Source organism: Pseudomonas sp. MWU12-2029 (assembly GCF_023242425.1).
Taxonomy (GTDB): domain Bacteria; phylum Pseudomonadota; class Gammaproteobacteria; order Pseudomonadales; family Pseudomonadaceae; genus Aquipseudomonas; species Aquipseudomonas kribbensis.
In genome coordinates this window covers 1-19381 of the sequence record NZ_JALJDY010000003.1, presented here as the reverse complement: position 1 = coordinate 19381, position 19381 = coordinate 1, and the positions used below count along the sequence as shown (strand labels likewise).

Below are 19381 nucleotides of genomic sequence, written 5' to 3'. Positions count from 1 at the left end.
CGCTTCACAGCGCCGGTGCCGCCGACAGCGCATGGCGCCGGTGATGGACTTCCAGGTGACTCTTGAGCGTGCGGATGACCCGGGCTTCATGTTCATGAATGAAGAAGTGCCCACCGGTCATCATGTCCACCGAGAAGCTGCCAAGGGTCTCTTTGCTCCAGCCGATCAATTGTTCGGTGGTCGCCCGGTCTTCCTTGCCGCCCAGCACATGCACCGGGCAATTGAGCAGTGGCCGTTCTACAGGCGTGAAGCGGCCGCACATCATGAAATCGGCACGCAGCACCGGCAGCGTCAGGCTCATCAGTTCCTGGTTGGCCAGCACTTCCTCGCTGGTGCCTTGAAAGGTACGCAACTGGTCGATCAATTCCTCGTCACTGCGCGCCTCGGCGAAACCGCGGTCGTAATCGCTGCGCATGCTCGGGGCGGCCGTACCGGACGCGAACAGCGCCACCGCTTCGGGCGCGCCAAGATCGCGAAAGGCATGGGCCAGCTCGCACGCCAGCAGCGCGCCCAGGCTATGCCCGAACAACGCATACGGCGTTTGCAATGTGGGTTTGAGCTCACGGGCCAGTTGCCGGGCCAGCGCCCGCATGTCGATTTGCAGGGGCTCGTCGTAGCGCGCGCCGCGCCCGGGCAACTCCACCGGTTGCAGTTGCATCCACGACGGCAGTTGGCGCCGCCAGCGGCTGTAGACCATGGCGCTGGCGCCCGAATAGGGCAGGCACAGCAGTGTCAGCTTTGTCACCGCGTTTACCTCAATGGGTTATCTGTAAAAGAGAACGGATGAGGTACGACGGGAATTAGTCCGCTGCGTCGATCACTTCAAGTGACGGAAACTCTGCACCGCCGACGCCAGCACCACCGCCCCGGCCACTATCGCCAGCCAGAACCCGCTGCGGGCACCGAACGCATCCACCAACGCGCCGGAACCGGCAGCGCCGATGGCCACGCCGATGCTCAGGCCGGTCACCAGCCAGGTCAGGCCTTCGGTGAGTTTGGCCGGCGGCACGATACGTTCGATCAATGCCATCGCCACGATCAGGGTCGGCGAGAAGAACAGCCCGGCGATGAATACCGCCAGGGCCAACCCGAAAATGTTGGTCGCCAGCAACAGCGGCAGCGTGGTCACTGCGGTCGCCAAACCGCCATAAAGGAACAGACGCGGCAACGGCAACTTCGAGCGCATCGCCCCGAACGCGATGCCCGCCAGGCAGGAACCGATGGCATACACCGACAACACGATGCTCGCCGCCGCCGGTTGCCCCTGCTGCTGGGCGAACGCGACGCTGACCACATCGACCACGCCGACGATCATGCCCATGGCGACCATCAACAGCAGCAGCCATTGCACGTCGGTGGAACGAATGATCGAGCCCTGATGATGGGATTCATGAGGATGCACCGGCGGCTCGGTGCCGCGCTGGGCGACGAATGCTGTCACGCCGATGGCCAGCATTATCAGCGCTGCCAGTGGCCCGGCCTCGGGAAACACGCCGACGCACAGCCCCACCGACAGCGGTGGCCCGACAATGAAGCAGACTTCGTCGAGCACCGATTCCAGCGCATACGCGGTCTGCAATTGCGGCTGGCCGCGATAGATTTCCGTCCAGCGCGCCCGCACCATCGCCGACATGCTCGGCATGCAACCGGCCAGCGCGGCGCAGACGAACAGCGTCCAGTTCGGCGCCTGCAAACGGGTGCACAGCAGCAACATCAGCAACGCCCCGCCACCGATCAGCGCCGACACCGGCAAGATCCGCCCCTGACCGTAACGGTCCACCAGCCGCGACACCTGCGGCGCACAGAATGCCGTGGCCAAGGCAAAGGTCGCCGCCACGCCACCGGCCAGCGCATAGCCGCCGGTCAACTGCGAAAGCATGGTGATCACGCCGATGCCGGTCATGGAAATCGGCATGCGCGCGATCATCCCGGCCATCACAAAGGCCCGGGCGCCGGGGGCGTTGAACAGTTCGCGGTAAGGGTTTGCCATCGGTTGTTGCCTCATCAGGGGCGGCCAACTTGCCACAAAGCCTGAAGGGCGGGAAAGCGAGGAATTGTTGGTGGAATGTGAAGTCCCTGTGGTGTGCAGGGCCAATCGCTGTGGCACGAAGCTGTCGATCTTTTCATGTCTGCGGATGAACTCTCGTCGCCAGCCATCAGTCAGCTAAGTAAGCCCTCAACCCAAGGCGCGACCCTGCATGCAGATTTCCCTCGCCCGCCAAGTGGCTCTTGTCACCGGCGCCAGTTCCGGCATCGGCCACGGTGCCGCCAAAGCCCTGGCCGCGGCCGGTGCCGCCGTGGTCATCAACTACAACCGCCAGGCCGAGCCGGCCGAAGCGCTGGCCAGAGAGATCGTCGCCGACGGTGGTCAGGCCATCGCCATCGGCGCCGATGTTTCGAAGGAAGAGGATGTGGAGCGACTTTTCCAGCAAGCCCTCGACGCTTTCGGAACGCTGGACATTCTGGTGGCCAACTCCGGTCTGCAAAAAGACGCGGCGGCTGTGGATATGTCACTGGCCGACTGGAACACCGTGATCGGCGTCAACCTCACCGGCCAGTTCCTCTGCGCCCGCGCCGCGCTGCGGATCTTCAATCGCCAGGGTATTCGCGAAGGCGTGTCCCGGGCCGCCGGCAAGATCATCCACATGAGCTCGGTGCATCAGCGCATTCCGTGGGCCGGGCACGTCAATTACGCAGCGTCCAAGGGCGGCGTCGATCAATTGATGCAGACCCTGGCCCAGGAAGTCAGCCACCAGCGCATCCGCATCAACGGCATCGCGCCGGGGGCGATCCGCACGGCGATCAATAAGGACGCCACCGAAGGCGACGCCGGCCAGGCTTTGCTCAAACTCATTCCTTACGGGCGCATCGGCGATGTCGAGGACGTGGCCAACGCGGTGGTGTTCCTCGCCTCCGATGCCTCCGACTACATCGTCGGCACCACCCTGTTCATCGAAGGCGGCATGAGCCTCTATCCGGAGTTCCGTGGCAATGGCTGAGCATCCTTCCGAACGACAAAGCCCCATCGACGCCCACGGCATCATTGGCGACATGCGCAGTGCGGCGCTGGTCAATGACAAGGGCAGCGTGGATTTCTTCTGCTGGCCGGAGTTCGACAGCCCGTCGATCTTCTGTTCGCTGCTGGACACGCCCGATGCCGGGATTTTCCAGTTGGCCCCAGACCTGCCCGACGCCCGCCGCGAGCAGATCTACCTGCCGGACACCAACGTCCTGCAAACCCGCTGGCTCAGCGACCATGCCGTGGTGGAAATCACCGATCTGCTGCCCATCGGCGACAACGATGAGGCGTTACCGGTTTTGATCCGCCGGGTTCGAGTGGTCAGCGGGCAGGCAACGTTTCATCTGCGTTGTGCCGTTCGGCATGACTACGCCCGTGCTGAGACTCACGCCGCAATCGACAAGAAGGATGTGCTGTTCAGCGCCAGTGGCCAGCCGACACTGCGGCTGGCTTCTGATCAAACCTTGAGCGTCGATAACGATGCGGCAATCGGGCAATTCACCCTCGAGCAGGATGAAACGGCAGCGTTCATGCTCGGCGCCAGCGACGATCCGCGTTTTGCCGAAGGAGCCGCCAAGCTGTGCATCGAGCGCACGCTGAAGTTCTGGCGCGACTGGATCGGCCAGTCCAACTATCGCGGGCGCTGGCGGGAAATGGTCAACCGCTCGGCCCTGGCCTTGAAGTTGCTGACCTCGCGCCAGCACGGCGCAATCCTCGCCGCCGCCACCTTCGGCCTGCCGGAAACCCCCGGCGGCGAACGCAATTGGGATTACCGCTACACCTGGATCCGCGACGCCTCGTTCACCGTTTACGCCTTCATGCGCCTGGGCTTTGTCGACGAAGCCAACGGCTACATGCGCTGGCTGCGCGGGCGGGTCAGCGATTGCAGCGGCCAGCCGATGAAACTCAACATCCTCTATGCCATCGACGGCCGCCTGGAACTGCCAGAAACCGAACTCACGCACTTGTCCGGGCATGGCGGCGCGAAACCGGTACGCATCGGCAATGGCGCCTACGACCAGATTCAACTGGATATCTTCGGCGAACTGATGGATGCCGTTTACCTGGTCAACAAGTACGGCGACGCGATTTCCCACGAAGGCTGGAAACATGTGATGGAAGTGGTCGATCAGGTCTGTGAGACCTGGCAGACCAAGGATGTAGGCATCTGGGAAATGCGCGGTGAGCAACATCACTTTCTGCACTCGCGGCTGATGTGCTGGGTGGCGCTGGACCGGGCGATCCGCCTGGCCTCGAAACGCTCGCTGCCGGCGCCGTTCGCCCGCTGGGACCAGACCCGCCAGGCCATTCATGCCGACATCTGGGACAACTTCTGGAACGAAGAGCGTGGGCATTTCGTGCAATACCAGGGCGGCACCGCACTGGACGGCTCGATGCTGTTGATGCCGCTGGTGCGTTTTGTCAGCGCCAAGGATCCGAAATGGCTGGCGACACTGGAAGCCATCGAAAAACACCTGGTGCGGGACGGCATGGTTTATCGCTATCGCAATGACGATTCGGGGATCGACGGCTTGTCCGGCACCGAGGGCGCCTTCGCCGCGTGCTCGTTCTGGTACGTGGAATGTCTGGCAAGGGCCGGGCAACTGGAAAAGGCCCATCTGGAGTTCGAGCAACTGCTGCGTTATGCCAATCCGCTGGGGTTGTACGCGGAGGAATTCGACAACCGTGGCCGGCATCTGGGCAATACGCCTCAGGCATTGACGCATCTGGCGCTGATCAGTGCGGCGAGTTTTCTGGATCGCAAGTTGAGTGGGGAGAAGAATTACTGGCAGCCGTAGTCATCCTTATTCGCCAGAGCCTGTAAGAAAGATCTCAACCCCAATCGCCGCTTGTAGGATAGCCACCTACGATCGGCAAACACTCCCGAGCCTTGTCGTTGCAGGGCTGGCCCACACAATCGATTCCTTTCGATACAACTGGTTGATGGCAAGGCCTACAAAAACCTGCCAACCCCGTTTAACGCTTGGCTTGCAACTCGCACTTACACCCCGAAATACCTTGTTGCCAGCTGTTACATCCCCCCCTACCATCCACCGCAACGGGCACAGCGGAGCTGTCCAATAAAAACCCGATTCAAGGAACCAGAATGAGCCAACGCATCCACCGCCAGATCGACACCCCTCTGCGCACCGGCCTGAAGCGCGACGAACTGTGGGACGCCGCCGACAAGGGCCTGATCAAATGCTGGGAAATCGGCCGCCAGCGTGCCGCCCGCTTCCCCGACCTCGCCCAGCGCTGCTGTGCCGATGAACTGCCGGTACTGGGTTGGAAAGGTGGCGTGAGTCGCAGCCTGAAGAAGAATGAAAAGTACGGATCGCTGAAATATCTGGCTCAGTGGCAGGGATTGCGTGGGGAAGATTTGGATATTGATCTGGGTTCCGAGCGGGTCATGACCTGCTCGCGAACGAAAATGGTGGTGACGTTTACCCCGGATCGCAGCAAGTATTTCAATCAGGTGGCGGAAGCCGAGGCTTAAGGAGAAGCGCAATGGTCGATCTGCATCAAGAGTTTCAAAACAGCAGTTTCTTTCATCAGGCCCGAATCGACCGTCGCTCTGCTGACGCGCTGGTTGGAATCGCTGCCGGGCTTGCCGCAGACGGCAAGATCAATCAGCAGGAAGCAGAATTTCTCAAGAACTGGATTGAAACCCACTTGATCCATCTGAGTGATCCGGTCGTCAACATCCTCTACAAGCGTCTCGCCGACATGCTGAGTGACGGCGTTCTAGATGCAGATGAGTCAGCCGAACTGCTGGAGATGCTTCACCAATTCGCAGGACTCTCAGTCGGCGCACAACAGCCCTTCGTTGCCTCAACCTCTCTTCCGCTCGACAACCCTGCTCCCGCATTGAGCTGTGCTGATCGTGTTTTTCTGTTCACCGGTGTCATGGCCTACGGCCCCCGCAAGGACTGTGAGGCGCTGATTGTCGAGCGAGGTGGCCTGATCGGGGGCTCTGTCAGCAAAAAGATTCATTATCTGGTGGTAGGCAGCATCGGTAATGATCAATGGCTTCACAGCAGCTATGGCACCAAGATCAAGAAAGCCGTTGAGCTTCGCGACAGCGGCGTACCGATTGCCATCATCAGCGAAGACCATTGGCAGAAGGTGTTATTCGGATAACGGGAGAGTGAGATGAAACAAGCCGTGATGCAGTTTTGCAAGACTGAAAGTCTGACCATCGCCTATGAGCATCACGGCCCGGAAAACGGCACGCCGGTCATCCTCCTCCACGGCTTCCCCTACTCCCCCCGCGCCTACGACGAAATCGCCCCGCCTCTCGCCGCCGAGGGTTACCGGGTGATCGTGCCGTACTTGCGCGGCTACGGACCGACCCGTTTCAACAGCCCGGACACGCTGCGCTCCGGCCAGCAAGCGGCGCTGGCTCAGGATCTGCTGGACCTGATGAATGCGCTGGGTATCGAACAAGCGACGCTGTGCGGTTATGACTGGGGTGGTCGGGCAGCGTGCATTGTGGCGGCGTTGTTCCCGGAGCGGGTGCGGGGGTTGGTGACGGGCGATGGCTACAACCTGCAAGACATTCCGCATTCGATCCAGCCGCTGGATCCCGAGACCGAGCATCGCTTCTGGTATCAGTACTACTTCCACACGCCCCGTGGCGTTGAAGGGCTGACGCAGAATCGACGGGCGCTGTGCGAGTTGCTGTGGCAGTTGTGGTCGCCGACCTGGGCGCGGAACGCCGAGCGTTTTCCGCTGAGCGCACCGGCGTTCGACAACCCGGATTTCGTCGAGGTGGTGATTCACTCTTATCGCCATCGCTTCATGTATGCGCCGGGCGATCCGGCGCTGGAGGGGATGGAGCAGGCGCTGGAGAAACAACCGGCGATCGGCGTTCCGACGATTTCGCTTTGCGGTGCCGATGATGGTGTAGGCCCGGCGCAGGCGGACGATGAAGATGTTCATCACTTCACCGGGATTTACGAGCGGCGGGTGCTGGCGGGTGCCGGGCATAACATTCCCGAGGAAGCACCTGAGCAAACACTCAAGGCAGTGCTGGATCTTCTGTAAAACAAGCGCTCCCAATCATCGCTGCGAAAGAGTTTGACTGGCAATTGTAGTGGCATATAGCTACTCTCATTGGATCCACATCAAACATATCTACCGCCTCTCCTCAGTCGGGGGGAAGCGCTACGCGCATGACAAGGACTGGTTTACATGGGTGAAAATCCTGGCATCGAAATTGAACTGCCTATTGACCAAGGCGAACAGGCACATCAGCCCACTCCGAAAAACCTCTTGGCGCAGGATGTTTACAAAAAGATCGTCGAGCATCTTCACCACAGCCTCGGCAAAACACCCTCTCTCGACAGCCAGTCCGACGACCTAGACGACTACCGAAGCCATGAGGCAATTCTGATTGACGGTGGGCGAGGCACCGGGAAAAGTTCGGTTCTGGTCAACCTCACTACCTATCTCAAAGATGACCATAATCTGTTGATTCTCAAACCGTTGGATCCGACACTTCTGGAAAACGGTGACGACCTCCTGCTCAATGTGATCGTTGCCGCACTGATGAGGGACAAGACTGTTCGCAGCGCGCTGCTAAACCATGAAAAGGAAGCAGAGGCCTTTTATGAGCAACTGCATAAACTGGGTGCTGCACTGGAAGGTATCCAGAAGCAGAAAGAGCAATATGGCCTGGATAAACTTCGGGCATTCATGGGCAACCAGTCTCTTGCAGAAAATGTTCACCTTCTGCTGAAAAAAACTTTGCTATTGACCCGAAAGAAGTTGGTAGTTCTGCCGATTGATGACGTTGACACCTCGCTGCAATTGGCATTTGAAAACATAGAGGTTGTTCGCAAGTACTTGACATCACCTTTTGTAGTACCGCTGATCAGTGGTGACCTCAGCCTCTATGACGAAGTTATCTGGCGCGAGTTTCATGGACGACTCACTCACCAAAAAGCCGCTATTGAAAAAGAAGCTCAAACCAGAGCCAAGGATCTTGCAGAAGAATACCAGCGCAAAGTATTGCCCCTGCCAAGACGAATCAAACTTCCGGCGCTGACAAGCTATCTGCAAAATCAGAAAATCATCCTGACCGATAAAGGCTCAAAGATCTTTCCACTCGCCATGCTCCAACATTGGCTTGACGCATTACTAAATGAGCGTGTCAACGGCGAGGAAAACAGTCGTCTTGAAAACCCGTTGCAGACTGTTCGGGAAATGACCCAATTCATCAATGGTTGCAAACACCTGATTCCAACGCTCAAGGACCACCTCGGCCCGGACATGGGCATTTATTCGCCTCAAACCCATCCTTCCATGCTCAGACGTATATTGTTCATGCCGTTGGATATTGCCTTGGCCGTGCAGGAATTCGAAGAAGATATAAAAAAAGCTGCCACCTTCGAAAATGAACCGCACCGAAGAGACGGCCGGACGGGTAAAGAACGAGCATACCGGGCATTGGGGGTCAGAACGGCGAACATTCCCGAAAAACTAAAAAATGATTTCCCTCCTTATATCCAACAATGGCAGAAAGTCATTTCTGACTATTTCCAGTACCATCGCAAAGGCGGAGCCGTTTACTTCACGGCTTTCACCAATGAAAAATGGAATACTGAAAACAACGACGGTAAGAAAACATCCGTATTGGCTCACGACATGTTCCAACCGCTGGAACAGAACAATAAAAAATACGAATACTTTGATAGCATCTCCGGCTTAAAAAAAACCTGGTCCGAAATATTTTCCCCAATTGTTCCTCAAGCCTGGATAGAACGAATTCCAGAATCGACCATCCTTCCCTTTCCCGTACCTGAAAAGGGCCAGCGAATTCACGCCAGGCCCTCTTCCAGCTGGTCGCTAAGCCCCTATGTACCTGAGCACTTGCAAGGCAAGGCAGAACTGGCTAGGCAATTGCTTGTACACTGGAGTTTCTTCTCTCCCAACCAGCGTGCAAATCTGGTATTTCACGGGCGGATTTTCGAACTGATTATTGCCAGCCTTGTTCGGGATATTTCAGAGCTTGAAATCACAGAGATCCTCAACCGCCCGCCTTTCCACTCGATACCGGCGCTGGCTCATACCAACACAATCAATCTCTCTGAAGACTTCGACGCTACCGAAGATGAATCCAGGGAAGAAACCAGTACGGTAGACGCACTCAAGGGTGACCAGGAAACAGCCGAAGCTATAGTTAACTTGGCGAATGAAATCAACGAGTGGCGCCACAAGAATAATATCCTTGTGCCGCACAGTTGGCTGATTCATAACATCTTCAACAAAGCCTTCAACCAGATCAGTATATTCTCCACCAACAAAAAACCAAATAACCCTTCATTGTTTGAGATCATCGACTCGGGCATGCGCATGTTCAACTCCGTATGGTCGGCGTTCGGCAGCTTTGAAAAAGGTGAAGTCTTTGGCCTGCCTCGGATTATCGCCTACGTCAACATGTCAAGCTCTAGCAACAACTTCGAACAGCACCCCCATTATCGACAAAATATCTTGCCTTTCCTGCAGAGAATCAATGAACGAGGGCAGCACCACGACTTCAAAACCGGCTCATACACTTTTGCTCTGGAGTCCCACCCTCTCCGCATAATGTTTAGAAATTTGCTAAACAATAAAAACCCACAGAGCACTGACATAAATAAACCCGGAAACGAACGTAAGGTGTCATTAAAAAAATCACACCCTAGTATGGCCGCCGTTATGGGACCAGTGGCAGCAGTGGGAGCAGCGGGACCAAGGGGAGCAACGGGAGCAACGGGAGCAACGGGAGCAACGGGAGCAACGGGAGCAATGATTGAAGCCGCAATGGAATCCTTCCAAAATCTTGCACCCCAAAACACTACAAAAAACACAATTAAAAGCAAAAACACCGCCGCTTCAACAAAACTTAACCGAATCATAAATGCTACTGCCAGAAAAAAAGGCCTGATTCTAAAGATCAGCACCATAAAAGCCCTTAGCCCCGACGCTATGTTCGACTTCCTAACCACGGTTAATACCCAATGCGAGGGTATGGTCTTAAAAGAATTTCTAGACGTAATAAGAGGAAAAAAATTCGTCGAGTCAGGCACTCCGCAGCGTCATCTAAGTTATATGCATGAACAATATCAGTTACGCAAAAACGCCACCCTTACTCAGTCCGGCCCCGTTTGATGCTCGACCAATCACTATTCGAACTCGCCAGCGCCACATGCTTCTCCAGTACCTCCCTGGCGCAGACCCTGCGCTCGCAGCTCCTGGCAGCACCTGACCTGAGTGATCCGGCCCGGCACGACTCGTTTCACGCAGCCTGCCTGCGTAATCTGCGTCTCGATCTTGATGCCGATTACCCTCGCCGGTTTCGTATCAACGACATGGATATGGCAATTGAGACCCTGTGGCCTCGCAACATCTTCCTTGAATCGCAGGGGGGACGGTTGGACATGCTCGACGGCCTGTTCGATCAACTGTTTCTGGAAAACGGTGATGTCATTCAGTACCGCGACGATCGTGTGCAGGCATATGTGCGATGCGCGGCGCGCCTTGACCCTGCATTGCTGGCCGGTTGGCGGATTGCCAAGCGCCTACGACAACAACCGAGGCTTGGATGCAATGACCTGTCGAGGATCGTGGAGGCTCAACAGCCGTTTTTCAGCCCACGTGCGCAGACAGGCAAAGCGTTTGCGGAAAACCATGTGCACTTGGGTGGAGTCCATTATGACGGCCTGGTGTTGATGTCGGGCTTGACCGCGCCGTTGAAAGAGCTGGCGAATGAACCCGCCCTCAAGGTACTTCCCTCCCTGCAACGGCTGACACAAAGACTGTTGATGGAAGTTGGCACTGAGCCACTTCATTCAAAACAGGTTCGGGAAATCTGCACCAAGAGTCTCGGCAGCCGCTGGAAAATCGAACCGCCCATCAGCATCAACTGGAAATGGCTGGCTGAAAAACAGATGGAGCCTGCAGATGTTCTGCATCCGCATTGGCAACGGCAGAAAATTGCCCGAGCGTTGGTCAAGGGCGATACCGGCAAGGCATGGTTGTGGTTTGTGATCTGGTGCTGGACCCGCTATCAGGATCCCGCCTGCACCAGCGAACTTCGCATGGCCTTGTTTTATCTGCTCAATTCGCTGACTCACATGCGCCGACAACTGCTGATGGATGGCCAGGGGCTCACCCGTTTTGTAGATGTCTACAACAATCAGGCGCGCCGCAATTTAGGCTGGAATCAGCAGTACACCGATGCTGCGCGGCGTATCTTTCACGGTGAGAGCGATGTAGCGGAGATCAAGGTTGTCCATCACCAGTTTTCGCCCCAGGCGGTCGTTCAGTGGCTGGGCCATCTGGGCACCGCCATTGGCCTTGAGTCGGCACCAAAACTCCGGCAAGTACCCTTGGCAAAACAACTGGCAATGCGCAATGCGTTTGAACGCTGGCACTTCTGCATTCACCTCATTCGCGATGAACTCAGTCGAGACAATCCTTCAAACGTCTGGCAGGAAGCCAACAAGCTGCAAAGTAAACTCGCCAGCAATGCTTCTTGGGAACGTGAAGAGCTGATCAATACGTCGTCGCTGTGGCCCGGACGGCTACAACCAGCCCGCTGGATACGAGGTCTGGATGTGGCGGGAGATGAAAATGCGGTGAAGACCGAAGTCTTTGCCCCCGCGATCAGATGGTTGCGCCAAGGCCTGCAATCCAAACCTTTTCTGGCGGCTCCCGCATCGGGAATGCATCTGAGCATTCACGCTGGCGAAGATTATGCCCATCCACTTTCGGGGATGCGCCACATCGATGAAACCGTCGAATTTTGTGAAATGCGTTCGGGTGACAGGCTCGGACATGCCCTGGCGCTTGGTATAGAACCCAAAATGTGGCTGGATCGACATGGTGAAGCCGTTCTACCGCTTGATGAGCATGTCGACAATCTGGTCTGGGCCTGGCATCACGCTTGCGAAATGAGTCCCCACCTGGACTTGGCCGCGCAGATTGTTCCAAAACTTGAACGCACATTGCGTCGACTCATCCCCTACCTTTCTTGGCGAGGTAAAGAACTACCCCACCCGACAATAGAAGCGCTTTTTGACGCATGGCGGATGCGGCGCAACTGCTATCACTATGTAACCCGCAACAAAATTGCTCCTTTTGAAGACGCCAAATTCAATATTGCAGTGCCTGACCGACAAGAGTTCGAGCAACATTCCGAAAAAGACCTTACCCACCCCGTCAAGCTGTATATGCAGCGTTGGCGAGCACTTTCGTACCGCCGCAATGGTTTGAACGACGCTCTCTGGCCACCCGTAGATCAAGAACAACAAGTGCCTTGCAAGGTTCGAATTCGCCAGTCGGGTCATGAATCCGACAGTCACTATCGAACAGAAGGGGATTTGAACCTGATTACCGTCACAGAGACCTCCAACGAAGTTCTGTTCATGCATGCACTACAAGACTGGCTGCTCGACCGCTATGACCGCCTGGGGCTGGTCATTGAAGCCAACCCGACCTCCAACGTGTACATCGCACGCCTGAAATGTCACAGCGAGCATCCCGTTTTCCGATGGTATCCGCCCGATGAAGGCACCCTGGCCAAAGGCGCGAAAAACAATCTGTTCGGATTGCGCCGCGGCCCCATCAAGTTCTGCGTCAACACCGACGACCCGGGCATCATGCCCACCACGTTGCGCACTGAGTTTGCGCTCCTGCGGGAGGCGGCCCAGACACATGAGGTGTCGAGGACCCAGGCCGAGGAGTGGCTGGAGCGCATCCGCCTTTTCGGTCTGGAGCAGTTCCACCAGAAGCATGAGTCGCTGTGGGGATGAGTTGGACCTTCGCCCCCGCAAGCACACTGAAAACAGCTGACCACCCCATTGACCGGGATGAAAAGGAATCCGAATGTTCTTACGCCAAAAACCCCTGCCCAAGCCGGATCAACTCAAGGCGTTTCTTGACGCACTGCAATTGATCAACGGAGGGAACCAAGACAAGGGCTCCCTCAAGCGCATCGTCGCGGAAATGAATGCCTTGATCCACGCCAGCGTCGACTACTACGACACAGCGAGAAAGAAGCACAGTTCGCGCGCAAACCTGATGCGCAAGACTGCGCTCCTGTTCGGCACCCTGGGGGTGCTCGCCCCGCTCCTGGGCAGTGTCGACGCCGTCTTCAAAGACTATGTGAACCTGGGTTATCCCGCGCTCGCCATTGCGGGTGCGGCCATGCTGGTCGACAAAACCTTCGGCTACACCCGAGGGCATATCCGCTATGTGATTGCCCGGCTGGAACTGAGGCACCTGATGACCAACTTCCAGGTGCAGTGGGCCTTGTGGCTGGCCCAAAACCCTCAGGACCCACTGGGGCCCGATCAGTTGAAGGAAGCAGGAGAACGTCTGCAGGCCTTCATCGACAAGGCGCACGACATTGTGATGGCAGAGACCGCCGTCTGGGGAATCGCGGTCGTCGAAGACATGCAGGAACTCAAGAGCCTCATTGGCAAAGGTTCCCCGACCAAGCCAGACACCCAAAACGCCGCAGGCTGATCGTCAGCGGATCTACACCGTTGCCGAGTCTGGCGCCGTACTGACCGAAAACCGCTCCCGATACGCCTGCGGCGTCACACCCATGGCCCGCAGGAAACTGCGACGCAACGTCTCTTCGCTGCCAAACCCACAATTGGCCGCGACCCGTTTGATCGGCAATCCGGTATCGCTCAGCAAGCGGCGGGCGGTTTCGACGCGGATCAGTTCGATGGCGCGGGCCGGGGTCTGGCCAGTGTCGGCGCGGTAGTGGCGCACGAAGCTGCGTTCGCTCATTCCGGCCTGTTCGGCGAGGGTCGGGATGCCCAGATCGCAAGTCAGGTGTTCGGCAATCCAGGCGTGCAGGTCGTCGAAGCGGTTGCCCTGTTTTTGCAGTGACAGCGTCACGCTGAATTGCGACTGCCCGCCCGGGCGCTTGAGGAACACCACCAGTTGCCGGGCGACGTCCAGGGCCATGTCGCGACCGAGGTCGTCTTCGACCATGGCCAGTGCCAGGTCGATGCCGGCGGTGACGCCCGCCGAGGTCCAGACCGGGCCGTCATTGATGAAGATCGGATTGGGCTCGACCTGCAAGCGCGGGTGTTGCTGTGCCAGTTGCTCGCAGCGGGTCCAGTGGGTGACGACCCGGCGACCGTCAAGCCAGCCGCTGGCGGCCAACAGAAATGCGCCGGTGCAGACCGAGGCCACGCGCCGGCATCCGTTGGCGTATTCACGCACCCAACTCACCAACTCGACATCTTCGGAAGCCGCATACACGCCCCAGCCTCCGGCGATGATCAGGGTATCGCTGGCCTGTTCCGGCAGCGGTTCGGTCAGCATCGCCAACCCGGCGGAAGAGTTCACCGCCCCGCCGCCGCTGGAAATGACCGTTGGCGCGTACGGCGCAGGCAAACCCTGCTGGCGGGCGATGTCGTTGGCCGAGGCGAAGACCTGCAACGGCCCGGTGACATCAAGCAATTGCACATTGGCGAACGCGAGTACGTGGATGGTTTTCGGCATTTGGCGTAATTCGAGGGTTGATTGGCGTATGCGCCAAAACCTACGCGCCTACAGTGAAGCCGTCTACCCCCTTTTCACGGAGATGAATCATGGCGTTGCAGATCGGTTTTCTGTTGTTTCCCCAGGTGCAGCAACTCGACCTGACCGGCCCGTATGACGTGCTGGCCTCGTTGCCGGACGTGCAGGTGCATCTGGTCTGGAAGGATCTGGTGCCGGTGACGTCCAGCACCGGGCTGCTGCTGAAACCGACCACCACCTTCGAGGACTGCCCGGATCTGGACGTGATCTGCGTTCCTGGGGGCGCCGGGGTCGGGCCGTTGATGGAAGATGAGCAAACGCTGGCGTTCATCAGGTCGCAAGCGGCGCAGGCGCGGTACGTGACGTCGGTGTGCACCGGTTCGCTGGTGCTCGGCGCGGCAGGTCTGTTGCAGGGCAAACGGGCGACCACGCACTGGGCGTATCACGATCTGCTGCCGACACTGGGTGCGATCCCGGTGAAGGATCGGGTGGTGCGTGACGGCAATCTGTTTACTGGGGGCGGCATTACGGCGGGGATCGATTTTGCGCTGACGCTGGCGCAGGAACTGGTCGGTGTCGATACGGCGCAACTGGTGCAGTTGCAGCTGGAATATGCGCCGGCGCCGCCGTTTGATTCGGGTAGCCCGGAGACGGCACCGAGTGCGGTTGTTGAAGAAGCCCGCAAGCGTGCAGCGCCGTCGTTGAGGCTGCGCACTGAAATAACCGAACGCGCGGCGGCGAAGCTGAACCTGCGCTGACATTTCAGCCAAACACAAAGCCCCGTGGGAGCGAGCTTGCTCGCGATGAAGGCGTGTCAGTTAATTTTTGTGCAACTGACCCACCGCCATCGCGAGCAGGCTCGCTCCCACAGGGGTTACTTGCCCTCCTTCACCACGGATTGGCGCTGTCCCTGACTTCCCCTACACCTTCACTTGTCCCCTCGCCCCCACCCGTGTAGAAAGCCTGTCCACAAATCGTGCACAAGGACTTTCCATGACAGCTTTGCCATGGCTCTATCTCGGGCTTCTCAGCCTTGGTTACGGATTGGCGCTGAGTTTCGGCCAGCTCGGCTGGCTGGCGCTGATCTCCATTGCACTGCTGGTTTTCGCCGGTTACGCCGTGCGCCAGCAAACCGTGCCGGTTGGGCGTTTTCTCGGTCATGGCCTGTTTATCGTGCTGGCCGTGGCGCTGGCCCTGCACTGGCTACCGGGCTTCTATAACGGCCGGGCCATCCCGGCGCAGCGCTTCACCGACAACGCCGTGCCGTTCTCGATGTTCGTGAATCTGGACAAACCGCTGATTGGCTTCTGGCTGTTGCTGGTCTGCCCGTGGATCGTCGCGCGGCGGTCGTTGCGCCTGACCGTTTACGCCACCGCACTGGCACTGACGTTGAGCGTGATTCTGGCGCTGGGCGGCGCGGTGTTGCTGGGCATGATCACCTGGGCGCCGAAATGGCCGGATCAGGCGTGGCTGTGGGTGCTGAACAACCTGCTGCTGGTGACGCTGGTCGAAGAAGCGCTGTTTCGCGGCTATATACAGGGCGGCTTGAGCCGGCAATTCAAACACCTGCCCTACGGCGACAACCTCGCGCTGTTGCTCGCATCCCTGCTGTTTGGTCTGGTGCATGTGGGCGCCGGCTGGCAATGGGTGTTGCTGGCGGGTCTGGCGGGGCTCGGCTATGGTCTGGCCTACCGGTTTGGCGGGCTTGCTGCCGCGATCGCCACGCACTTTGGCCTGAACCTGCTGCATTTCGGCCTGTTCACCTATCCGATGCTTGCGGGCTGAGGCAAGCCCCGTTTTGCGACGCCGTACTTATAAATGAAAAAAAACTTCAACAAATCGCCGACCCCGCCGACAACCTTTCAAAGCCTTGCGGATTGAAAAACCATGCGTAATAACCAGCCCATTACACAACGCGAACGGACTTTCCCGGCTCAGCAACGGTTGATTTCCACAACCGACGCCAAAGGCGTGATCACCTACTGCAACGACGCTTTCGTCGAAATCAGCGGGTTTTCGCGTGAGGAACTGATCCGTGCGCCGCACAACCTGGTTCGTCACCCCGACGTCCCGGCTGCGGTGTTTTCGCACATGTGGGGCACACTGAAACAAGGCTTGCCATGGATGGGCATTGTCAAGAATCGCTGCAAGACCGGTGATCATTACTGGGTGAACGCCTATGTAACGCCGGTGTTCGATGGCAGTCAGGTGGTCGGTTACGAGTCGGTGCGGGTCAAACCGTCCGCCGAACAGATCCGCCGTGCCGAAGCGCTCTACCAACGCATCAACCAGGGCAAGTCGGCGATTCCTTCGAGCGACAAATGGCTGCCGATCGTGCAGGACTGGCTGCCGTTCATTCTGGTCAGCCAGTTGAGCTTCATGATCGGCGCCACCCTGAACTCGCAGTGGGGCTTCGCCCTCGCCGCCGGTCTGTCGGTGCCGCTGGGTCTGTTGGGCCTGCAATGGCAACAACGTGGGCTCAAGCGCCTGCTGCGTCTGGCCGAGCAGACCACGTCCGACCCGCTGATCGCGCAGATGTACACCGACAGCCGTGGCGCCCAGGCGCGTCTGGAGATGTCGATCCTCAGCCAGGAAGCCCGCCTGAAAACCTGCCTGACCCGTCTGCAGGACACCGCCGAGCACCTGACCGATCAGGCCAAACAGTCCGACGCCCTGGCGCACAACAGCTCCAGCGGTCTGGAACGTCAGCGCGTGGAAACCGAACAGGTCGCCACCGCCGTCAACCAGATGGCCGCCACCACCCAGGAAGTGGCGAGCCACGTCCAACGCACCGCCGACGCCACCCAGGAAGCCAACCGCCTGACCGGTCGCGGCCGCGACATCGCGGGCGAAACCCGCGAAGCCATCCAGCGTCTGTCGGTCGTCGTCGGTGAAACCGGCCTGACCGTGACCCAACTGGCCAAGGACAGCGATGAAATCGGCGGCGTAGTCGACGTGATCAAAGGCATCGCCGACCAGACCAACCTGCTCGCGCTCAACGCTGCGATTGAAGCAGCGCGGGCCGGCGAGATGGGCCGTGGTTTTGCCGTGGTCGCCGACGAAGTCCGCCAACTGGCGCAACGCACCAGCGAATCCACCGGCCAGATCCACGCCCTGATCGCCAAGCTGCAACAGACCGCATCCAGCGCCGTACAAACCATGGAAGCCGGCCATCGCCAGGCGGAAGAAGGTGTGGCGCGGGTACTGGAAGCAGACCAGGCCCTGGTCGGCATCAGCGAAGCGGTGGCCAACATCACCGACATGACCACCCAGATCGCCGCCGCGACCGAAGAGCAAAGTGCCGTGGCTGAAGAAATCAGCCGCAACATCAGCAACATCTCGGAACTGGCGGACCAGACCTCGGAACAGGCGCATAACTCGGCGTTGCTGAGTGAAGAGCTGACCAAGACTGCCAACACGCAGTATTCGTTGGTGGAGCGGTTTAACCGCTGATTGGATGGTTGATACGAAAAACCCGGATAGCGAGAGCTTCCGGGTTTTTTAATGCCTGTCTGACATGAATGTGGTCAGCACCGCCCTCTTCGTGGGCAAGCCCACTCCCACAGGGTTTCGCTTTGGCCACAAGATCTCGCAACACCACCATCATTGTGGGAGCGGGCTTGCCCGCGAAGAGGCCCAGCCTGCTGGCGAAAATCTCATTCGAAAAGCGCGGACAGTGCCTACAACTGAATCGGACCCAACTGACTGGCACGCGATGAAGCCCCGCTCTACTTTGTGGTTCAAATCTATTCACACGGGCTAGCCAGCATGAATACATCAACTACGCAGAATCCGATGGGCACGACGGACAAACCTGTGAGAAAGGAAGTCCGGGGTGAACAGACATTCCTTGATGTGCGGCGAGCGGCACGTGATGGGCAGAAAGCGTTCGATAAATTTGTGATCACTGGCAGGCTGTGACCTTTTGATATCGATGAAAAAACCGGAAGCCAAACGCTTCCGGTTTTTTGTGCCGTTTACTCCTTCGGCACGAGGTTATCGAGCGCCTGATTCACCGCCAATTCACCCAACATCACGACTTGCGCAATGCCCAACAGGGTCTTGCGGTTCGGCCCTTCCAGCAGGCCGGCAAAGTCACCGAGCATGACCGTGGCTGACGCGAGGGATTCGCAGGCGTTGGCCAGCAAGGACTCCGTGTCAATTTGCGGGTTGACCATGAACATGTCGTTTGGGGTGTAGGGCGTGGCCATGATCTTGGTTGCGGGGGTCAAGTAATAGTCGAGGGCGCGTTCGGCCGCGTCGTGGAGCTTTCTTGAATCGGGAAATTCGTAGGGGGACACCGGATCTTCTAACGGTGGAATGACGGTCGTGGACATCAGCTAAAACTCCGGATAAGAGTCGCTTGAGGATTTGTGTAGACGGCTGCCAAACAGTGAGGGGACAAGCCCCCTCACCGAGGCGGCAACTACCGCGAGACGTGATGGTTATCCAGCACACGATTGACCAGCAGCTCACTCAGCATGATGACCTGCTGCAGTATCTGCATCGCCTTGCGCTGCGACGGATCGACGGTGTTGCCGAGATCCCGGGCCATGTCGCTGGCCGACGACAGCGTTTCGCACGCTTCGACCAGCAGCGTTTCGTCATCCACCGTTGGATTGACCAGATAGATCCTGCCCGGCTTGCGCGACGGCTTGGACGTCTTCTGCGCCCCGGGATCGAGGTAATGATTGATCGCCCGCTCGGTGGCCGTTTTTATGTTTTCGGCTTCGAGTGCTGCGTCGTAGGGGATTGAATCGGTTTCTGGTGGGTTTGGCGTGATTTTGAACATACGGACTCTCTATCTTGAAGGAATTGAAGAGCCGTCACTTT

At 58.2% G+C, this 19381-nt stretch carries 16 protein-coding genes; 11 read left to right on the top strand and 5 right to left on the bottom strand.

Features of this window, described 5'->3' with window-relative positions; all coding sequences use genetic code 11:
- Positions 1 to 4: 4 nt before the first annotated feature.
- On the bottom strand, positions 5 to 745 hold the full coding sequence (locus M5B44_RS07945) for a thioesterase II family protein (protein ID WP_085711957.1): 741 nt from the start codon (positions 743 to 745) through the stop codon (positions 5 to 7).
- Positions 746 to 817: 72 nt separating this feature from the next.
- The gene (locus M5B44_RS07940; RefSeq protein WP_114882068.1) at positions 818 to 1990 is read right to left on the bottom strand and encodes an MFS transporter; all 1173 of its coding nucleotides are present in this window, start codon (positions 1988 to 1990) and stop codon (positions 818 to 820) included.
- Positions 1991 to 2198: 208 nt separating this feature from the next.
- Here M5B44_RS07940 and M5B44_RS07935 point away from each other — a divergent pair, with 208 nt between their 5' ends.
- From M5B44_RS07935 to M5B44_RS07900, 8 genes are all read left to right on the top strand, one after another.
- Positions 2199 to 2999: an SDR family oxidoreductase gene (locus M5B44_RS07935; protein WP_248738762.1), complete on the top strand. Its 801-nt coding sequence runs from the start codon at positions 2199 to 2201 to the stop codon at positions 2997 to 2999.
- Positions 2992 to 4818, top strand: a complete 1827-nt coding sequence (locus M5B44_RS07930; protein WP_248738761.1) for a glycoside hydrolase family 15 protein — start codon at positions 2992 to 2994, stop codon at positions 4816 to 4818. The genes M5B44_RS07935 and M5B44_RS07930 overlap by 8 nt, the downstream gene beginning before the upstream one ends.
- 308 nt (positions 4819 to 5126) lie before the next feature.
- Positions 5127 to 5516, top strand: coding sequence for a hypothetical protein (locus M5B44_RS07925; RefSeq protein WP_248738760.1), 390 nt, complete (start codon positions 5127 to 5129; stop codon positions 5514 to 5516).
- Between the two features lie 11 nt (positions 5517 to 5527).
- Positions 5528 to 6160 carry a BRCT domain-containing protein gene (locus M5B44_RS07920; protein ID WP_248738759.1) on the top strand — a complete coding sequence of 211 codons (633 nt, stop codon included), beginning with the start codon at positions 5528 to 5530 and terminating at the stop codon, positions 6158 to 6160.
- Between the two features lie 12 nt (positions 6161 to 6172).
- A complete protein-coding gene (locus tag M5B44_RS07915) occupies positions 6173 to 7066 on the top strand; it encodes an alpha/beta fold hydrolase (RefSeq protein ID WP_248738758.1) in 894 nt (297 codons plus the stop codon).
- Positions 7067 to 7213: 147 nt separating this feature from the next.
- Complete coding sequence (rdrA, locus tag M5B44_RS07910) at positions 7214 to 10174, top strand: antiviral RADAR system adenosine triphosphatase RdrA (protein WP_248738757.1); 2961 nt, start codon at positions 7214 to 7216, stop codon at positions 10172 to 10174.
- Positions 10174 to 12819: an antiviral RADAR system adenosine deaminase RdrB gene (gene rdrB / locus M5B44_RS07905; RefSeq protein WP_248738756.1), complete on the top strand. Its 2646-nt coding sequence runs from the start codon at positions 10174 to 10176 to the stop codon at positions 12817 to 12819. The genes rdrA and rdrB overlap by 1 nt, the downstream gene beginning before the upstream one ends.
- Before the next feature lie 73 nt (positions 12820 to 12892).
- Positions 12893 to 13534, top strand: a complete 642-nt coding sequence (locus M5B44_RS07900) for an SLATT domain-containing protein (RefSeq protein ID WP_248738755.1) — start codon at positions 12893 to 12895, stop codon at positions 13532 to 13534.
- Positions 13535 to 13546: 12 nt separating this feature from the next.
- Here M5B44_RS07900 and M5B44_RS07895 read toward each other — a convergent pair whose 3' ends face one another.
- Positions 13547 to 14530: a GlxA family transcriptional regulator gene (locus M5B44_RS07895; RefSeq protein WP_248738754.1), complete on the bottom strand. Its 984-nt coding sequence runs from the start codon at positions 14528 to 14530 to the stop codon at positions 13547 to 13549.
- A gap of 89 nt (positions 14531 to 14619) precedes the next feature.
- Between M5B44_RS07895 and inhA the strand changes: the two genes are divergently transcribed.
- The 3 genes from inhA (at position 14620) to M5B44_RS07880 (ending at position 18001) form a co-directional block, all read left to right on the top strand.
- Complete coding sequence (gene inhA, locus M5B44_RS07890; RefSeq protein ID WP_248738753.1) at positions 14620 to 15306, top strand: isonitrile hydratase; 687 nt, start codon at positions 14620 to 14622, stop codon at positions 15304 to 15306.
- Between the two features lie 235 nt (positions 15307 to 15541).
- Positions 15542 to 16333: a CPBP family intramembrane glutamic endopeptidase gene (locus tag M5B44_RS07885; protein ID WP_248738752.1), complete on the top strand. Its 792-nt coding sequence runs from the start codon at positions 15542 to 15544 to the stop codon at positions 16331 to 16333.
- 102 nt (positions 16334 to 16435) lie between these two features.
- Positions 16436 to 18001: a methyl-accepting chemotaxis protein gene (locus M5B44_RS07880; protein WP_085711948.1), complete on the top strand. Its 1566-nt coding sequence runs from the start codon at positions 16436 to 16438 to the stop codon at positions 17999 to 18001.
- Positions 18002 to 18525: 524 nt separating this feature from the next.
- Here M5B44_RS07880 and M5B44_RS07875 read toward each other — a convergent pair.
- Positions 18526 to 18885, bottom strand: coding sequence for a DUF6124 family protein (locus M5B44_RS07875; protein WP_248738751.1), 360 nt, complete (start codon positions 18883 to 18885; stop codon positions 18526 to 18528).
- A gap of 89 nt (positions 18886 to 18974) precedes the next feature.
- Entirely contained in the window at positions 18975 to 19340 is a 366-nt protein-coding gene (locus tag M5B44_RS07870; protein ID WP_248738750.1) for a DUF6124 family protein, read from the bottom strand.
- Positions 19341 to 19381 lie beyond the last annotated feature (41 nt).

Coding starts and splice junctions, on each gene's coding strand:
- M5B44_RS07940 (WP_114882068.1), bottom strand. CDS start 1,990: ATGGCAAACCCTTACCGCGAACTGTTCAACGCCCCCGGCGCCCGGGCC.
- M5B44_RS07895 (WP_248738754.1), bottom strand. CDS start 14,530: ATGCCGAAAACCATCCACGTACTCGCGTTCGCCAATGTGCAATTGCTT.
- M5B44_RS07870 (WP_248738750.1), bottom strand. CDS start 19,340: ATGTTCAAAATCACGCCAAACCCACCAGAAACCGATTCAATCCCCTAC.
- rdrB (WP_248738756.1), top strand. CDS start 10,174: ATGCTCGACCAATCACTATTCGAACTCGCCAGCGCCACATGCTTCTCC.
- rdrA (WP_248738757.1), top strand. CDS start 7,214: ATGGGTGAAAATCCTGGCATCGAAATTGAACTGCCTATTGACCAAGGC.
- M5B44_RS07925 (WP_248738760.1), top strand. CDS start 5,127: ATGAGCCAACGCATCCACCGCCAGATCGACACCCCTCTGCGCACCGGC.
- M5B44_RS07900 (WP_248738755.1), top strand. CDS start 12,893: ATGTTCTTACGCCAAAAACCCCTGCCCAAGCCGGATCAACTCAAGGCG.
- M5B44_RS07885 (WP_248738752.1), top strand. CDS start 15,542: ATGACAGCTTTGCCATGGCTCTATCTCGGGCTTCTCAGCCTTGGTTAC.
- M5B44_RS07935 (WP_248738762.1), top strand. CDS start 2,199: ATGCAGATTTCCCTCGCCCGCCAAGTGGCTCTTGTCACCGGCGCCAGT.
- M5B44_RS07930 (WP_248738761.1), top strand. CDS start 2,992: ATGGCTGAGCATCCTTCCGAACGACAAAGCCCCATCGACGCCCACGGC.
- M5B44_RS07880 (WP_085711948.1), top strand. CDS start 16,436: ATGCGTAATAACCAGCCCATTACACAACGCGAACGGACTTTCCCGGCT.
- inhA (WP_248738753.1), top strand. CDS start 14,620: ATGGCGTTGCAGATCGGTTTTCTGTTGTTTCCCCAGGTGCAGCAACTC.
- M5B44_RS07920 (WP_248738759.1), top strand. CDS start 5,528: ATGGTCGATCTGCATCAAGAGTTTCAAAACAGCAGTTTCTTTCATCAG.
- M5B44_RS07875 (WP_248738751.1), bottom strand. CDS start 18,885: ATGTCCACGACCGTCATTCCACCGTTAGAAGATCCGGTGTCCCCCTAC.
- M5B44_RS07915 (WP_248738758.1), top strand. CDS start 6,173: ATGAAACAAGCCGTGATGCAGTTTTGCAAGACTGAAAGTCTGACCATC.